The following is a 14,153-nucleotide window of genomic DNA, read 5'->3' as shown; positions in this document are numbered from 1 at the left end:
GAGTCACGGTCGCGTTCGGGCGGACGATGAAGGGGGCTTCCCGCCGCTCCGGTTCTGCTGCAAGGGGCCGATCTCTTTCAACAGGGCCTTTGCTTCCTCCGAGCCGGCCCCCTTGAGCAGGCTCTTGGCCTTCACCGGATCCTGCGGGACGCCCAACCCGCGCACCAGGATCCGGGCGAGCGCCAGGCGGGACCGGGGGGAGCCCTCTTCCGCGGTGCGCTTGAGGTAGTCGAAGATGCGGGGGTCGTGGGCGGGCAGGTGCCCGGGGAGGCCTTCGGTATAGAGCGCCTCCAGGCGCGCATGCGCCGGTTCACTGAGCGCATAGGCTTCGCGCAGCAGGACGGCGACTCCTTCCTGGACCTGGCCGGCTTCGAGCAGCGCGGCTCCGATGGGGTCCGGCCGCTCGCCGTTCGCCGCGGGATATTCCTTGGCCAGCTCCCGTCTGAATTCGGCGAAGGCCTCGGCGGCCTGGCGGCTCTCTTCGGGACGCTTGCCTTTCGTCCACGCCGTTTGGCGGATCTGCGACAGCGCTTCCTTGGCCTGAGGCTCGTCCTGCTCGGCGGCACGAAACCACCACTGGATCGCGATCGGCAGATTGCGCTCCACCCCTCGCCCCGAGGCATGCGCGCTTCCGAGAAAGTATTGCGCCCGGGGGAGCCCCGCGAGCGCCGCCGCATAGAACTCCTGGGCCGCTTCGGCCTCTTGCCCGCTCACCTTCAGGAGCAACCCGACGTGGTAATGGGCATCGGCAAAGTCGGGCTTGAGCGCCAACGCCTGCCGATACGCCTCCATCGCGCCGCTCCGATCGCCGAGATTGTCGCGGACGACGCCCAGATTGTAGTGCGCCTGGATCGATTCGGGCTGAGCGCGGAGCGCCGCCTGCAGGACCTCGCGGGCTCCGGCCCAGTCGTGCTTGGCCATGAGGACGGTTCCGAGATGCAGATGCGCCTCGAGCGACCCGGGCTCGACCCGCAGGACGGTGCGGTACGCGTCGGCCGCCGCATCGAGGTCTGCGATCAGGTAGAGCGCGGTGCCGAGGGCGAGCCGCGCAGGGACGTCGGATGGGGCGATGCGGAGCACCTCCCGCAGCTCTTCGATCGCGCCGACGTAGTCCCCCGTCCTCAACCGTTCGAGCCCGAGCAGGTAGTGTGCTTCCTCGGGATCGGGCTCCGCCGACTCGGCGGGGAGGGGATCGGGTTCAACGGCCGATGCCGCGGAGGGCTCCGGAGGGACGGCGGGCGCCTGTTCGGATGAAGGAGCGTCCGGAGCCTGGCCGGTGTCCTGGGCGGCGACCTGAACGCCGGAGAGCAGGATGCCGACAGACGCGCAGACCGCCATGGCCGTCTTCGTACTGATCATCGATGCGGTGTGTCGATCGCCCCGATTATAGCATCCACGGATCCCGGCTCGACCTCGAACCGGCGCACGTGCGCGACGAGCATCGCCGCGACCGTCGGCAGATCAAACGGCCAGGCGTATCGAATGCGGACGCCGGGATGCCTCGCGCGGAGCCGGGCGAGGCTCTCCGGGATCTCGACCTCGGAATGGCTGCCGCCGGGCGTCAGCATCGAAGGGACCACGGAGATCTGGGTCGCGCCTGCCGCAATGACGGCCGCTACCGCCTCCTCGACGGTCGGTGCGCAGAATTCGTTATAGGCGACGGCGAACACGGTGTCGTCGTCGAGCGCCGCTTTCACATGGGCGGCGAGGGCGTCGAGGCCGGCTTGGTAGGGGTCGGTCTCCGGCGTGCGGGGCCAGCGGCGGATGCGCCGGTCCAACTCGTGCTCCTCGGCCGTGGCCGGCTCGCTCGTCGCCCGCCGCCCGGCTTCCAAGGCCTTGAGTCGGGTGATGAGCTCACGCGGGCAATCCCGAGGGATGCCGCCATGACCGACGAGCACGAGACCGCGACGCGGGGACTGCATGGATCAGTTAGTAACGTTGAGTCCGTTAGGTCTGTTAGGTGCGTTCAGTCGGTTTTGTCCGTTATGAGATTGAACAGTTTCTATGCAAACGGAATGAACGGACCAAACGGACTCAACGGACCCAACGCCCGTTCATGCCGAAAATTCCGCCCAGAGGAACGTATGGTCCGAGGGGTTCGGCCCGCGACGGGGCTCGATGTCCACGTCCACCTCGATGCATCGGTCGGCCATCGGGGGCGTCGCCAGGATATGGTCGATCCGCCAGCCCTTGTTCTTGTCCAGCGAGCTCGGTCGCAGATAGTCCCAAAACGTGAACTGCTGCTTGTCGGGGTGGAGCTTGCGGAACACGTCGATGAACCCCCACGCGATCGTCTCCTTGTACGCGCGGCGCACGTCTTCGTGAAAGCAGACGTGCTTGAGATGCTTGTCAGGGCTATGGACATCGATCGGCTCCGGCGCCACGTTCATGTCGCCGCACCAGACGGCCGGCCGCGCCGGCGACAGATGCTCCGCGAAGTACGTGCGGAGGCGGGCGTACCACGCGAGCTTGTACGCATACTTGGGCGAGTCGATCTTGAACCCGTTCGGCACGTAGGTGTTGATGATCGGGATCCCGCGGATGACGACGCGCATCAGCCGTTCATCATCGGGTTCGGGCTCGGCGTCGTCGAAGCCGTAGTACACGGCCTCGGGCTCGATCCGGCTCAGCACCGCCACGCCGTTGTACGACTTCATCCCCCGGTAGGCGAGGTGGTACCCGGTGCCGGCGAACGCCAGCGCCGGGAAGTGCTCGTCTTGCACCTTCGTCTCCTGAAGACAGAGCACGTCCGGTTTGTGTCGGTCCAGCCATTCGAGGACGATCGGGAGGCGGATGCGGATCGAGTTGACGTTGAAGGTCGCGATCTTCATGGTCACGAACAGAGGGTGGGATTATAACGCACGCGGCGCCGCGGCGTAACTGCGGAGTCGTCAAAGGGGGCAGAGACGGGCGCGACGAGGGCTGGTGCGGCGGGGGGTGGCCGGAACGCGTCGGGGCTGGAAAGAGCGGAGGGAGACGGTGAGCGCCCGGGCGCTCACCATCGCCTGGTCATGAGCCGGTCTTCCGGATCTCACCGCGCCAGGCCCCGGTCTCGGCCCCGCGCGACTCGATGAACGCTTTGAACCGTTCGAGGTCGCCCTGCACGCGCTGGGAGACGATTCCGACCGCGTCTCCCGCCTTTTCGACGAACGTCTGCGGATCGTACTCCATCTGGAGCATGATGCGGCACCGGGTCGGGCTGATTTCATGGAACGTCACCACGCCGCCGTTCGGCGTGCCGCCGATGCTCCGCCAGGCGATCCGCTTGTCGGGGATCTGCTCGATGATCTCCGCATCCCATTCCTTCTCCTTGCCGGCGATCTCCGCGCGCCAGTGGAGCCGCTTGTCGTCCAGTTGCTTCACCTCGCGCACGCCCTCCATGAAGCGGGGGAATTCCTCGAACTGCGTCCATTGGTTGTAGGCCGTTCGCACCGGCACTTCGACGTCCACTGATTTGTCGATCGTTGACATGATCTCCTCCTCGTTCGTTAACCCGCGCGTTCGCCGCTCGTCCACACGGGGGTCCCGTCGGGGTGGCGCAGCCGCAGCCGCTGATCCCGCCCGTCGTTCTGGACCTCCGCCGCGACGAACACCGGCTCGCCTTTCACGACGTGCTTCGATCCGCGCACTTCCAACTCACGCCCCACGTCGATCTCCAGGCGGTTGATCTGCTCCTGCATGAACCATTCAGGGGCCAGGTGGACCCGGACGGCCTCGTCCTCGGTCCGCAGGCGCACCTGCATGAAGGGGGCTCCGTCCTCGAGGCGGACCGTCTCCACCGCCTCGACGACGCCGCGAATCGTCTCCGCCGCGTCCGGGTCGTAGAGCCGTTCGGACTCGGTGACCGATTCGTACGGCCGGTCCTGCACCAGGTCGGTGCCCGCTTGGGGTGAGCCTGCGGTCACGATGGTCACCAGCCCCACCAGCAGAGGCACGGCTTGCATCATCACGTCCTCCTTGCTCGTATTGGCTCCAGTGTACGGCGGGGAGAGGAAGGCGACTATCGGCCGAGCCGGCGTGGTCCTGTCCGCCGGCCCCAGCCGCGGGTGTCGGTGGATCGAGGCGCTCAGGAAGCGGACAGGCGGCGAGCCAACTCCAGCATGGCCTCCAGGCCGTCCGGGCCGGCCGCCACGATCCCTTTGATCGCGGTCTTCGGCTGGTTGAACGCGAGGGGCCGCCCGAGCGCGTCGAGGGCGGCCCCGCCGGCTTCGATGACGATCAGCACGCCGGCCGCCACGTCCCATTCGTTCAGCCGGTCGAGATTGATCGTGCCGTCCGCGCGCCCGGCCGCCACGCAGGCCAGCGTATAGGCGATCGAGCCGAGCGGCCGACAGTCGGCCGCGTCGGCGATGGGGCCGAAGCGGCCGCGATCGAACGCCGAAGGGTTGACGAAGACAACGGGCCGGGACGATCCGGATCGCTGAACACGGATCGGCGCCCCGTTCAACCGCGCCCCCTCCCCGCGCACCGCCGTGAACATTTCGTCGGTCGGAGGGTTGTAAATCGCGGCCACGGCCGGCTGGCCTCCGGTGACGAGCGCGACCGAGATGGCGTACTGAGGGACCCCGCGCATGAAGTATTTCGTGCCGTCGATGGGGTCGATCACCCAGACCCGTTCGTGGTGCAGGCGCGCGAGGTCGTCCGGGACCTCTTCCGAGAGCCAGGCGTCGCCGGGAAAGGCGGTGAGCAGCGCTTCGCGCAGGAGCCGATTGACGGCGATGTCGGCCGTCGTCACCGGGGAGCGGTCCTTCTTGATGTGGGTCTCGAAGCCGTTGACGGCCAGCTCGAGCACCTGCTTGCCGGCCGCGCGCATCGCGCGCTCCAACACGTCCAACTCATGCGTCATCGTCGCTCCTCAGAGAATGGATGGGACCTCGCGGGCCGCCCGAGCCGCGGGCAGCGGCGCCCGACCCGGCAGGCCGGGCGGGGGCCTTCCCGCATCGGGATCCCAGCCGCACGCCATCGAATCACGGCCGGGGCGACCCGCAAAACCCGTGACCTCGGATATACTCCTTGGTCAGGCGCCATGAGAAGACGGCTCGTCACCTGCCCGGATTGCGGTACAGACGAAGTGCTGCGGGCCGAGTGCGGCTCGCTGGTCGAACGGTGCGCCTCGGCGGTGTTCGTGTCACCGTTTCGCTGCCAGTCGTGTAGTCACCGCTTCTTTGCATGCCGAGTCGGCCGCATCTATCCCACACGGCTCGTCGATCGCCGGCAGCACCGGCGCATTCCGGTCCGGCTGGCCCTCTCGTTCAGCGGCGGCCGGATCCGCGGCGTCGGGACCGTGCTGGACATTTCCCTCGGCGGCTGCGTCATCGCCAGCGACACGATCGTGCAGGTGGACGACATCTTCTACCTCCAACTCTTGTTGGAGGAGGACCGGCCGCCGGTCGAGGTCGCGGCAATGGTCCGATCGATCAGCTCGCGCGGGATCGGCTTCAAGTTCTTGCGCACCGCGCGCGAGAACAAGCGCCTCTTCGAGTTCCTCCAAGCGAGGGGCGCTTAGCTCCTGCCGCCCCGCCCTCCTTCGAACAGCCAACTGACCCCGAAAAACACGCCGTGCCGGCGTGTGTGCTCCTCGTTGTGGCGCCCCACCGCGATCGAGCCGTCACGGAAGAACTGCTCCACCGTCCCGGTCCCCGACCGGAGGTCCCAGTAGGCATAGCCGGCCTCGAGCATGAGGCGCCGCCAGACTCGCAGCACGATCGATCCTTCCAATTGCACCCCGTTCCCCCCGGTGGCGGTCGTGAGGAAGCTCGGGTCCTGTTTCAGCTCGCTCCGCAGGTGGTGGACGTCCTCGTTGCGATAGGAGCTGTACGGAATATAGAACGCGCTGGCCTTGACCGTGAGCCATGACCAGGCCGGGACGATCACCCGAGTTCCCACCCGGAAGCTGTGCCAGGTATTGGTTTGCGTCAAGCTGACCGCGCCGGGGAACCGCCGTGTTCCGGGGAGCAGATCTTGGCCCCCGAACGCGACATACTTCTCCTGCCAGAGTTGGTAGCCGATCAGGAGATCCACGCCGCCGCGTACAGGGTTATCGGCGAAGGCCCACTCGACCAGGCGCGCTCCCGGCGTCAGGGACAGCATGAAGACGTGACCGTCGTCCACCCGGGAGATGGTCTCCGAGCTCTTGAGAGTCCGGTTGGCGCCGTCCCAGTCCTGATCCAGCAGCGTCCCGCTCCCGACGCCTCCGTAGCCGATGAGCGCCTCGCCGACGAATCGACGATAGACCAGGTTGGCGGAGACTTGGGTGACCACGCTGTTGACCCCGCGCCACGTCAGCTCGGAGCGCACGTTCGGCTGTCCGTCGAGGTCGCCGATGTTGTGTGCGCTCCGGCCCTGGCTCACCCACTCGCGCACGTCGACGGTGAGGAGGTACTCGGAGCCGTGCGCGAGCAACCGCTCCTCGGCGAACGCCGGGACGACCGAGATTGCCCATGAGGCGATCAGGACGAGGAGCCGTCGTCGGCAGGAGCGCATCCGCAGGCGGGTTACCGGTCTCGAGGTCCCTGGTGACGGAGGCGCTGGATCGAGCAGTACAGGCCGTAGCCTTGGGCAAGGAGGCCGGTGACGATCAGGCCGAGGGCCGAGGGAAGCCAGGCGGATTCCGGCCGCTCGAGGCCGTACATGCCGGTCACGAAGCCGAGCGCGATGCAGACGACGCCGACGGACCGGGCGATCATGCCGCGTTGAAAGAAAGCCGCCATCCATCCCTCCGAAGAGTCCCCCTATGTGTAACACATCGCTCCCACCGCTTCATCTGTTTTCCCGCCCTCGGCCGCCGGCTGAGCCGAGAGCGGCCCCTTGATCGCTTACGACGTCTCCCCTAGACTGCGACGAGAGCCACGGAGCGAGGACATGAGTCTGGTGCTGTACCCTCGGGTCGCGTCGAGCGGGAAGCTCCGCGTCTGGGTCGGAGCCTTCAACCGCACCACCGCACCCGCGGACCTGCAGTGGGAGATCGCCGGCATCCCGTCCCCGGCGGTGGTCGCGGTCCGCCCGCTGAGCAGCGTCAGGCCGGACGGTCCCGGAGGAATGGTCGGCCGCGGGGAGCCCCGGGCCTTCAGCGGCGTCTATGAATTCGACGGGCTGCAACCGGGGACCGTGTACGACATGGCCCTGCGCACGGAGGATGAGACGGCGCACTTGACCACCCGGACGCTGCCGGCGGAGGTGCCGCGGCGATTCGGCGAGACGTTCAACGTGCTGCTCATCTCCTGTTTTCATCAAGCCGAAGATCGCGGCGGGCTGGCGGGGACGGTCGTGTCCCAGTTGAAGGCCGCCTCCAAGCCGCACCTCACGCTCCTGCTGGGCGATCAGGTGTACCTGGACCCCCGACGCTGATGAACTTCAAGGACGACGTGCGCTGGCTCGCGGACAAGTTCGAGCGGGACTACGTGAGGAACTGGGAGCAGCCGCCCGGGTATGCGGACGTGCTGGCCGCCGCCCCCAGCGTGTCAATCCCGGACGATCATGAGTACTGGAACAACTTTCCGCACGCCAGTGCGATCGTGCAAAACTCCTGGGGACGGAACGGACGAGCGCGATGGACGGCCGCGGCCCACGTCCTCTACGACGGATTTCAATTGGCCTCGGCGGCGCCGGAGCCCACCATCCTGGACGTGCCGCCGCTCTCGTTCTGTCTCGTGGACACCCGGCGAAGCCGCGCCGAGAGCCGACGGTCGATGCTGCCCCCCGGAGTCTTGCAGGCCATCGGGGCGTGGCGGGATCGCGTCCTCACCGACCGGCTGATCGGCGTCTTCGCCACCGGACAGTCGTTGTTCGAGGACGCCAAGGGCGGCATCAGCGGGAAGATCGTGGACTATGCGCTGGCGGACTATGACGACTATCCGGCCCTCATGCAGACCTTGGCGACCTTCGGCGAGCAGGGGCGACCGCTGCTCTGCGTGACCGGCGACGTCCATTGGGGCCGGGTGGCGGTCGCCCGCCATCGCCGCCGCCAGCGCGACGCCGTCTACGAGATCGTCTCGTCGCCCTCGTCGCTCGTCACCACGCAGGGCGGCGACACGTTCAAGGAGATCGCAGCGTTCCTCGGCGGCTTGGTCGGGCGGCGCAACCCCTGGCCCCGCCATTCCGATCCGGATGCGCCCCCGGCCTTTCTCGCGTCCTCCGTCCTCGGAAGGGCGCTCGAGTGCCGCATGGTCCATCCTCAGAAGGGAAACCACGTCTGTCTGCTGTCGTTCCGCCGGGACGGCGCGGGCCTCGCGCTCCGCGTCACGTACTGGCCGATCGACGCCCGCGGCGAGGTCACCGCGCCCGTGCAGCTCACCGAGATCAAGATCCCGCCGTCGTGGGGAGGATGAGGAGCCCATGATCAAGATTCTCAGCTCGCGGGGGACGGAAAGCCCCCGCTTCACCGAGTTCCCGCGCGAGCCGCGCGAGGACAACCTCCGTTGGCTGGGCCGGCTGAAGCGGCACGTGAAACGGCAGGATCTCCAGCTCCTGCTGGTCGGGGGCCGGGATGCGATGTCGTTTCGCCTGCGGATCGCGCAGGCCCATTTGCGCGACGACTTCACGCCGAGCCACTGGTCGCATGTGATGCTGCTCGGCGAGCTCGCCGCGGATCTGGGCGCGACGCCCGTCTACGAGGTCTCGCTGGACCCGCCCGCCGGGTTCGGCTTCGCCCCGCCGAGCAACGGTGTTCAAAAAGCGGTGCTGCGGCGCTACTACAGCGCCGAGGCGTATCCGAACATCGCGCTGATCCAGCTCCCGAAAACGGGGAAGCTTACCCGGGCGGCCGTCGCGGAGGCCTTCGCGCACTTTCAGCGGCAGCGGGCCGTCCTCGATGTTCCCGATCTCATCTTGCGCTGGCTGGCGTTCACGTGGGGCGTGGGGCGAACCGGCAATCCCCTCCTCGAGGGCCATGGGTTCCCGTCCGCGGCCATGCTGGAGGTGGTCTTCGGTGCGGCCGGCTACGATCTGACGCCGGGGCTCGAAAGCCGGTCGAGCTGCCCGGAAGCCATCTGGCAGGCCGCCAAGTGGTGGCACGAGTACTATCGTCGGGCCAACCAGACGCCGCCCAGCGCCTGGTATACCAACGAGCACGTGCTCCTCGACGCACAGGCGTGGACCACGGTCGAGCTGTGACGGCTCATGCAGAGAGGATGGCGGGGTCAAGCGATGATCTGCGAACGATGCGGTGAGGTCGCCGAAACGTTCATGACCGAAGGCGCCGGTGAGCTGTGCGAGGCCTGCCAGCGGCTCATCGAGCAAGAGCGGCAGCAAAGCCCGATGCGACCCCGCCGGCCGATGGACGACCTCGACGACGGGTGAGCGGCGCCGGCGTGAACGGTCGGGCGCTCGCCGGCGTCGATCGGCCTTCAGTCCCGGGCCCGCTCGATATGGTCCACGAAGTAGTCCGTGCTGCCGAAGCAATCGGTGGGGATGCCCCGGTACTCTTTGTAGTGCAGGACCACCTTTTCCCCCAGCAGCCGGTTGACCTCCTGCGCCACGCGCTCGTCCCAGACGCTGAACTGCCAGATGATCGGTGCGACCCCCGGCACGGTCGTCATGGCCAGCTCGCCTTCGTACGTCTTGCAGAGCCACCCCTTGCGTGAAAATTTCTGTAAGTAGCCGACGCGATCACCGTCCGAGAAGCTGTAGTTGAGCACGACCAGCAGGTAGAGCACGAACAGCACGATGGGCGTGAGAAAAATGGCCATCGCCAGCCGCCGCGCCCCCCGCCGCCAATCAACGGCCATGCGCGCCGGCCTCCTCGATGAGCGCAAAGCGGGGCACCGGCCGCCCGTCGACGATCGCCGGCTCGAGGAACAGGGCCTTGGGACGGACCCAGAGCCCGCGTTCGCCGTACAGGGCGCGGTAGACGACGAACTCTTCCTCGCTTTCCGAATGTCGCGCGCAGCCGATCACCTCGTACGGCCGGCCCTTGTAATGACGGTACCGCCCGGGCCGTATCTCCGCGCCTTGTTCGCCCGTATCATGTCGGCCGCGCTGGCTCACCAGTCCGCTCCCAGGCGATCGATCACCACCTGCTGCACGATGGCGTTGGGGCTCAGCGTCGCCAGATAGACCGCCGTGTCGGCGACGTCGTACGGACTGATCGCCCCGCTCGCCAGGATCGCCTCCGGCGGGGCATCGACCAGCTCGTCGGCCACGCCCCCCGGACAGATCGCACAGACCTTGATCCCGTGGGCCCGCCCTTCGTCGGCCATCGCCTTCGTCAAGCCCATGATGCCGAACTTCGAGGCGCTGTAGGCGCCGGTGCCCGCCCACCCCTGTACGCCGGCGACGCTCGACATGTTGATGATGATCCCGCCGCCGGTCCCGCGCATCGCACGAAAGCCGGCTCGGCTGCAGAAAAACGTTCCCCGCACGTTGGTGTCGAGGACGCGGTCGAACGTCTCCGTGGTCGTCTCCGCGATCGGGCCGCCGCCGCCGATCCCCGCATTGTTGACGAGGATGTCGATCCGGCCGAAGCGACGCACGGTCTCGTCGATGAGGTGCTGCACCCGCGCTTCGACGGTGACGTCGACCGGGATGGCCGCCGCCACCTCTTCGCACAGGCGCTCTCGACGGGCTGCGACGACCACGCGGGCGCCCTCCCGGCCGAAGACCACGGCGATCGCCTTTCCGATCCCGCTGCTGCTGCCGGTGACGACCGCGACCTTACCCGCTAACCGCTTCACGGCACGGATTATAGGGGCCCGGCGCCGAGCCCGCAATCATCCGCGTGGACGCTCGAGCCACGCGGCACGCTCAGGCGGCGGGCTCGGCGGGAAGCAGACGATGCTCCTCGATGTGCCGGCGGATGCCGGGAAGCGAACGCCACAAGAGGCCTGCCGCGAGCAAGGTGATCACCCCGCCGAGGATCACGATGGACGAAGCGGAGAGGTAGCTGGCCCCCGCGCCGGCATAGAGGCTCCCGAAGACCGTGAACCCCAGCGACAAGGTCGTGAAGAAGCTCACGACCCGGCCCCGGAGGCCGTCGGGAACCAGGGTCTGCAGCAGGATGTTGATGCCCGCCAGGCTGCTCACCATCCCGAAACCGATCGCGACCATCGCCCCCGACGAGAGCCAGAAGTCCTCGCTCACCGCGAAGAGAAGCAGCCCGATGCCGAACGCGACGACGGACCGCGCAATCGAACGGCCCAGTCCCCGCACGGTCTGCCGGCGTGCGTGGCGGAAGGCGGCGATCAGCGCGCCCACGCCGCTCGCCGCCATGAGCAGGCCGAGGCCTCCCGGCCCGGCATGGAGCACGTCCCGCGCAAAGACGGGGAGCAGCGTGCTGTACGGCATGGCAAAGACGCTCAAGACGGCGGTGACGGCGAGGACCGCCCGGACGTGCGGGGTGCGCCACGCGTAGCGGAACGCGTCGCGGAGGAGGTCGACCGCGTGCCCGGTCTCGTGCGTCGCGGCGCGCTCCAGCCGCATGGCCCGGAGACAGGCCAGAATGATGAGGAAGCTGAGCGCGTTGATCAGGAAGCATACCCCTTCGCCCGCCCCGCTCACGATCCAGCCCGCCAGCGAGGGGCCGATGATGCGCGCCGCGTTGAACATCGACGAGTTGAGCCCGATGGCCGAGGGGATCGCGCTGCGCGGCACCAAGTCCGCGACGAAGGACTGCCGGACGGGAATCTCGAGCGCGCTGATCACGCCCAAGAACAACGAAAGCCCCAGGATCCAGCCCATCGTGATCGCCCCGGTCAGGGTCAAGAGCGCGAGCATGGCCGCCTGGACGAGCATGGCGCATTGCGCCACCATCATCAGCCGGTGACGGGGCCATCGATCGGCGAGGAGGCCGCCCACGACGCTGAAGACGAGGATCGGCGCACGGGCGACGAACTCGACGAGACCGAGAAAGAGCGGGGAGCCGGTCAGTCGGTAGACGAGCCAAGCCAGCGCCATGCTCTGCATCCAGGTGCCGCAGAGCGACAGGCCGTGGCCGGTGAAGAAAAGGGCGTAATTACGATGCGCGAGCGCGCGCCAGGGGGAGCGGGTCGGAACGGCCGCGGACGGCGAGGCGCTCACCGGCGGAGCCGCGCCCGGCCCGGCGGGATCGGGAATCTGCATGCTCCCTACGATAACACAGGAGAGGAGGCGCGCGGACGGCGCCCACCCGCGGCCGGGCACACCACACGGGCGTGCGATCGCGATCGCCGCGGTCGCACTCACCCCGGTCGATCGGGGCGGCGACTAGGCGGCTTCGTAGTAATCCTGATCGTGCGTATGGTCGTCGCCCGACCCGGACCCTGCGTCCGGCTCGACGTACACGGCGACCACGGCGGCGGCCCACGTCAGGATCGTCAAGGCGATGAGCAGCGCAATCGGCAACATGCTCCACCTCTCGCTGACGCTCATTGTACGCCCGTCGCCGGTGCTGTTCCAGTGGGAAGGAGCGCGCATTGCGCCGCCGGCGATCAGTACGGTACAACCGTGCGATCAAACACCGGAGGAGCCATGAGCACCAATGACAAGCAGGTCATCTTTTCGCTGATCGGCGTCGGCCGGGTGCACCCGCCCAAGAAGCAGGTGCTGAAGGACATCTACCTGTCCTTCTACTACGGCGCGAAGATCGGGGTGATCGGATTGAACGGATCGGGGAAGAGCACGCTGCTGCGGATCATCGCCGGCGTGGACAAGGACTACCTTGGGGAAGTCACGATGTCCAAGGGGTACACGGTCGGCTTGTTGGAGCAGGAGCCTCGTCTCGACGAGCAGAAGACGGTCAAGGAGGTCGTGGAGGAAGGGCGCGCCGAGGTCATCGCCCTGTTACGGGAGTACGAGGCGGTGAGCAACAAGCTGGGCGACCCGCTCTCGCCCGACGAAATGGAGAAGCTCCTGGAGAAGCAGAGCCGGCTGCAGGATCAGATCGAGGCGGCGCAGGGCTGGGAGCTCGAGAACCAACTGGAAGTCGCCATGGACGCGCTCCGCTGCCCGCCGCCGGACGCCAAGATCGGGGTCCTGTCCGGCGGCGAGCGGCGGCGCGTCGCCCTCTGCCGCCTCCTCATTCAGGAGCCGGACATCCTGTTGCTCGATGAGCCGACGAATCATCTGGACGCCGAGTCCGTCCAGTGGCTGGAGCACCATCTCCAAGAGTACGAGGGGACGGTAATCGCGGTGACGCACGACCGCTACTTTCTCGACAACGTCGCCGGGTGGATCCTGGAGCTCGATCGCGGCCACGGCATTCCCTTTCAAGGCAACTATTCGTCCTGGCTCGAGCAGAAGCAAAACCGGCTGGAGAAAGAAGAGAAAGCGGAATCCAAGCGGCGCAAGACGCTCGAGCGCGAGTTGGAATGGATCCGCATGTCGCCCAAAGGACGCCACGCGAAGGGCAAGGCGCGGCTCACCCGCTATGAAGAGCTGCTGGGCCAGCAGCAGGAGCAGCAGGCGGAGGACCTGGAGATCTACATCCCGCCGGGCCCGCGTCTGGGCGACGTCGTGGTCGAGGCGGACAGCGTGTCGAAGGCGTTCGGCGACAAGGTGCTGTTCGAGAACCTGACCTTCCGCCTGCCGCCGGGCGGCATCGTGGGGGTGATCGGCCCGAACGGGGCCGGAAAGACGACGCTGTTCCGGATGATCACCGGGCAGGCGAAGCCGGACTCGGGAACGATCCGCATCGGCGAGACCGTGAAGCTCGGCTACGTCGATCAGGACCGGACCCTGCCGGGGAGCAAGACCGTCTGGGAAGTGATTGCCGACGGGCGCGACACGGTCACGCTCGGGAAGGTGGAGGTGAACTCGCGCGCGTACTGCGCCCGGTTCAACTTCAGCGGGACCGACCAGCAGAAGAAGGTCAAGGACCTCTCGGGCGGGGAGCGCAACCGGGTGCACCTGGCCCGCATGCTCAAGGAGGGGGCGAACCTCCTGCTCTTGGACGAACCGACCAACGACTTGGACGTGAACACGTTGCGCGCGCTGGAGGAAGGGCTCGAACGGTTCGGCGGATGCTGCATGGTGAGCAGCCACGACCGGTGGTTCCTCGATCGCATCGCCACCCACATCCTCGCCTTCGAGGGGGACAGCAAGGTCGTGTGGTTCGACGGCAACTACAGTGACTACGAAGCGGACCGAAAGAAGCGGCTGGGGAAAGCGGCCGAGCAGCCGCACCGTATCCGGTATCGCAAGCTCACGCGCGGATAAGCACGGCGCGGCCCTCGGCTCGGGAG

Annotated in this window: 19 protein-coding genes; 6 read left to right on the top strand and 13 right to left on the bottom strand. The window is 67.5% G+C overall.

Translation table 11 applies throughout. The features are described from left to right. Positions 1 to 3: 3 nt before the first annotated feature. The 6 genes from ACWHYV_RS21730 to ACWHYV_RS21705 all read right to left on the bottom strand — a co-directional run bounded on the left by ACWHYV_RS21730 (position 4) and on the right by ACWHYV_RS21705 (position 4,846). A complete protein-coding gene (locus tag ACWHYV_RS21730; protein ID WP_447978584.1) occupies positions 4 to 1,359 on the bottom strand; it encodes a tetratricopeptide repeat protein in 1,356 nt (451 codons plus the stop codon). Beyond that, a complete protein-coding gene (locus ACWHYV_RS21725; protein WP_447978583.1) occupies positions 1,356 to 1,922 on the bottom strand; it encodes a sirohydrochlorin chelatase in 567 nt (188 codons plus the stop codon). The genes ACWHYV_RS21730 and ACWHYV_RS21725 overlap by 4 nt, the downstream gene beginning before the upstream one ends. A 132-nt stretch (positions 1,923 to 2,054) precedes the next feature. Further along, positions 2,055 to 2,831, bottom strand: a complete 777-nt coding sequence (gene xth, locus ACWHYV_RS21720; RefSeq protein ID WP_447978582.1) for an exodeoxyribonuclease III — start codon at positions 2,829 to 2,831, stop codon at positions 2,055 to 2,057. 178 nt (positions 2,832 to 3,009) lie between these two features. Further along, positions 3,010 to 3,471 (bottom strand): SRPBCC family protein, encoded by a 462-nt coding sequence (locus tag ACWHYV_RS21715; RefSeq protein WP_447978581.1) that lies wholly within the window; start codon positions 3,469 to 3,471, stop codon positions 3,010 to 3,012. 17 nt (positions 3,472 to 3,488) lie between these two features. Then, complete coding sequence (locus ACWHYV_RS21710; protein WP_447978580.1) at positions 3,489 to 3,947, bottom strand: hypothetical protein; 459 nt, start codon at positions 3,945 to 3,947, stop codon at positions 3,489 to 3,491. Between the two features lie 119 nt (positions 3,948 to 4,066). Then, positions 4,067 to 4,846, bottom strand: a complete 780-nt coding sequence (locus ACWHYV_RS21705) for an inositol monophosphatase family protein (RefSeq protein ID WP_447978579.1) — start codon at positions 4,844 to 4,846, stop codon at positions 4,067 to 4,069. Positions 4,847 to 5,026: 180 nt separating this feature from the next. On the opposite strand from ACWHYV_RS21705, the gene ACWHYV_RS21700 reads away from it, so the two are divergent. Further along, positions 5,027 to 5,506 (top strand): PilZ domain-containing protein, encoded by a 480-nt coding sequence (locus ACWHYV_RS21700; RefSeq protein ID WP_447978578.1) that lies wholly within the window; start codon positions 5,027 to 5,029, stop codon positions 5,504 to 5,506. On the opposite strand, the gene ACWHYV_RS21695 is transcribed toward ACWHYV_RS21700, so the two are convergent. Further along, positions 5,503 to 6,483 (bottom strand): hypothetical protein, encoded by a 981-nt coding sequence (locus ACWHYV_RS21695; protein ID WP_447978577.1) that lies wholly within the window; start codon positions 6,481 to 6,483, stop codon positions 5,503 to 5,505. The genes ACWHYV_RS21700 and ACWHYV_RS21695 overlap by 4 nt on opposite strands. A gap of 11 nt (positions 6,484 to 6,494) precedes the next feature. Next, positions 6,495 to 6,710: a hypothetical protein gene (locus ACWHYV_RS21690; protein WP_447978576.1), complete on the bottom strand. Its 216-nt coding sequence runs from the start codon at positions 6,708 to 6,710 to the stop codon at positions 6,495 to 6,497. 151 nt (positions 6,711 to 6,861) lie between these two features. Here ACWHYV_RS21690 and ACWHYV_RS21685 point away from each other — a divergent pair, with 151 nt between their 5' ends. From ACWHYV_RS21685 to ACWHYV_RS21670, 4 genes are read left to right on the top strand one after another with little or no spacing between them, the layout of a single operon-like run. Then, positions 6,862 to 7,347, top strand: coding sequence for a hypothetical protein (locus ACWHYV_RS21685; RefSeq protein ID WP_447978575.1), 486 nt, complete (start codon positions 6,862 to 6,864; stop codon positions 7,345 to 7,347). Further along, entirely contained in the window at positions 7,347 to 8,327 is a 981-nt protein-coding gene (locus ACWHYV_RS21680; protein ID WP_447978574.1) for a hypothetical protein, read from the top strand. Before ACWHYV_RS21685 ends, ACWHYV_RS21680 begins: the two co-directional genes overlap by 1 nt. 7 nt (positions 8,328 to 8,334) lie before the next feature. After that, positions 8,335 to 9,111, top strand: a complete 777-nt coding sequence (locus ACWHYV_RS21675) for a hypothetical protein (protein ID WP_447978573.1) — start codon at positions 8,335 to 8,337, stop codon at positions 9,109 to 9,111. A gap of 33 nt (positions 9,112 to 9,144) precedes the next feature. Next, positions 9,145 to 9,297, top strand: coding sequence for a hypothetical protein (locus ACWHYV_RS21670; RefSeq protein ID WP_447978572.1), 153 nt, complete (start codon positions 9,145 to 9,147; stop codon positions 9,295 to 9,297). 47 nt (positions 9,298 to 9,344) lie between these two features. On the opposite strand, the gene ACWHYV_RS21665 is transcribed toward ACWHYV_RS21670, so the two are convergent. From ACWHYV_RS21665 to ACWHYV_RS21645, 5 genes are all read right to left on the bottom strand, one after another. Further along, the gene (locus ACWHYV_RS21665; RefSeq protein ID WP_447978571.1) at positions 9,345 to 9,725 is read right to left on the bottom strand and encodes a hypothetical protein; all 381 of its coding nucleotides are present in this window, start codon (positions 9,723 to 9,725) and stop codon (positions 9,345 to 9,347) included. After that, positions 9,715 to 9,984 (bottom strand): DUF1653 domain-containing protein, encoded by a 270-nt coding sequence (locus ACWHYV_RS21660; RefSeq protein WP_447978570.1) that lies wholly within the window; start codon positions 9,982 to 9,984, stop codon positions 9,715 to 9,717. Before ACWHYV_RS21660 ends, ACWHYV_RS21665 begins: the two co-directional genes overlap by 11 nt. Next, a complete protein-coding gene (locus tag ACWHYV_RS21655; protein ID WP_447978569.1) occupies positions 9,981 to 10,670 on the bottom strand; it encodes an SDR family NAD(P)-dependent oxidoreductase in 690 nt (229 codons plus the stop codon). Before ACWHYV_RS21655 ends, ACWHYV_RS21660 begins: the two co-directional genes overlap by 4 nt. Before the next feature lie 70 nt (positions 10,671 to 10,740). Continuing rightward, positions 10,741 to 12,054 carry an MFS transporter gene (locus ACWHYV_RS21650; protein WP_447978568.1) on the bottom strand — a complete coding sequence of 438 codons (1,314 nt, stop codon included), beginning with the start codon at positions 12,052 to 12,054 and terminating at the stop codon, positions 10,741 to 10,743. 123 nt (positions 12,055 to 12,177) lie between these two features. Beyond that, a complete protein-coding gene (locus ACWHYV_RS21645) occupies positions 12,178 to 12,318 on the bottom strand; it encodes a hypothetical protein (RefSeq protein WP_447978567.1) in 141 nt (46 codons plus the stop codon). A 123-nt stretch (positions 12,319 to 12,441) separates the two neighbouring features. Here ACWHYV_RS21645 and ettA point away from each other — a divergent pair, with 123 nt between their 5' ends. Beyond that, positions 12,442 to 14,127, top strand: a complete 1,686-nt coding sequence (gene ettA, locus ACWHYV_RS21640; protein ID WP_447978566.1) for an energy-dependent translational throttle protein EttA — start codon at positions 12,442 to 12,444, stop codon at positions 14,125 to 14,127. Positions 14,128 to 14,153: the final 26 nt, after the last annotated feature.

The organism is Candidatus Nitrospira bockiana (assembly GCF_965152565.1).
The sequence above is the reverse complement of the archived record's forward strand: the minus strand, read 5'-3'. Positions and strand labels throughout refer to the sequence as shown.

What these genes read in the sequence shown, in the direction of transcription:
- ACWHYV_RS21700 (WP_447978578.1), top strand. Translation starts at nt 5,027, where the DNA reads ATGAGAAGACGGCTCGTCACCTGCCCGGATTGCGGTACAGACGAAGTG.
- ACWHYV_RS21670 (WP_447978572.1), top strand. Translation starts at nt 9,145, where the DNA reads ATGATCTGCGAACGATGCGGTGAGGTCGCCGAAACGTTCATGACCGAA.
- ACWHYV_RS21690 (WP_447978576.1), bottom strand. Translation starts at nt 6,710, where the DNA reads ATGGCGGCTTTCTTTCAACGCGGCATGATCGCCCGGTCCGTCGGCGTC.
- ACWHYV_RS21730 (WP_447978584.1), bottom strand. Translation starts at nt 1,359, where the DNA reads ATGATCAGTACGAAGACGGCCATGGCGGTCTGCGCGTCTGTCGGCATC.
- ACWHYV_RS21705 (WP_447978579.1), bottom strand. Translation starts at nt 4,846, where the DNA reads ATGACGCATGAGTTGGACGTGTTGGAGCGCGCGATGCGCGCGGCCGGC.
- ACWHYV_RS21675 (WP_447978573.1), top strand. Translation starts at nt 8,335, where the DNA reads ATGATCAAGATTCTCAGCTCGCGGGGGACGGAAAGCCCCCGCTTCACC.
- ettA (WP_447978566.1), top strand. Translation starts at nt 12,442, where the DNA reads ATGAGCACCAATGACAAGCAGGTCATCTTTTCGCTGATCGGCGTCGGC.
- xth (WP_447978582.1), bottom strand. Translation starts at nt 2,831, where the DNA reads ATGAAGATCGCGACCTTCAACGTCAACTCGATCCGCATCCGCCTCCCG.
- ACWHYV_RS21685 (WP_447978575.1), top strand. Translation starts at nt 6,862, where the DNA reads ATGAGTCTGGTGCTGTACCCTCGGGTCGCGTCGAGCGGGAAGCTCCGC.
- ACWHYV_RS21645 (WP_447978567.1), bottom strand. Translation starts at nt 12,318, where the DNA reads ATGTTGCCGATTGCGCTGCTCATCGCCTTGACGATCCTGACGTGGGCC.
- ACWHYV_RS21710 (WP_447978580.1), bottom strand. Translation starts at nt 3,947, where the DNA reads ATGATGCAAGCCGTGCCTCTGCTGGTGGGGCTGGTGACCATCGTGACC.
- ACWHYV_RS21725 (WP_447978583.1), bottom strand. Translation starts at nt 1,922, where the DNA reads ATGCAGTCCCCGCGTCGCGGTCTCGTGCTCGTCGGTCATGGCGGCATC.
- ACWHYV_RS21650 (WP_447978568.1), bottom strand. Translation starts at nt 12,054, where the DNA reads ATGCAGATTCCCGATCCCGCCGGGCCGGGCGCGGCTCCGCCGGTGAGC.
- ACWHYV_RS21665 (WP_447978571.1), bottom strand. Translation starts at nt 9,725, where the DNA reads ATGGCCGTTGATTGGCGGCGGGGGGCGCGGCGGCTGGCGATGGCCATT.
- ACWHYV_RS21680 (WP_447978574.1), top strand. Translation starts at nt 7,347, where the DNA reads ATGAACTTCAAGGACGACGTGCGCTGGCTCGCGGACAAGTTCGAGCGG.
- ACWHYV_RS21715 (WP_447978581.1), bottom strand. Translation starts at nt 3,471, where the DNA reads ATGTCAACGATCGACAAATCAGTGGACGTCGAAGTGCCGGTGCGAACG.
- ACWHYV_RS21695 (WP_447978577.1), bottom strand. Translation starts at nt 6,483, where the DNA reads ATGCGCTCCTGCCGACGACGGCTCCTCGTCCTGATCGCCTCATGGGCA.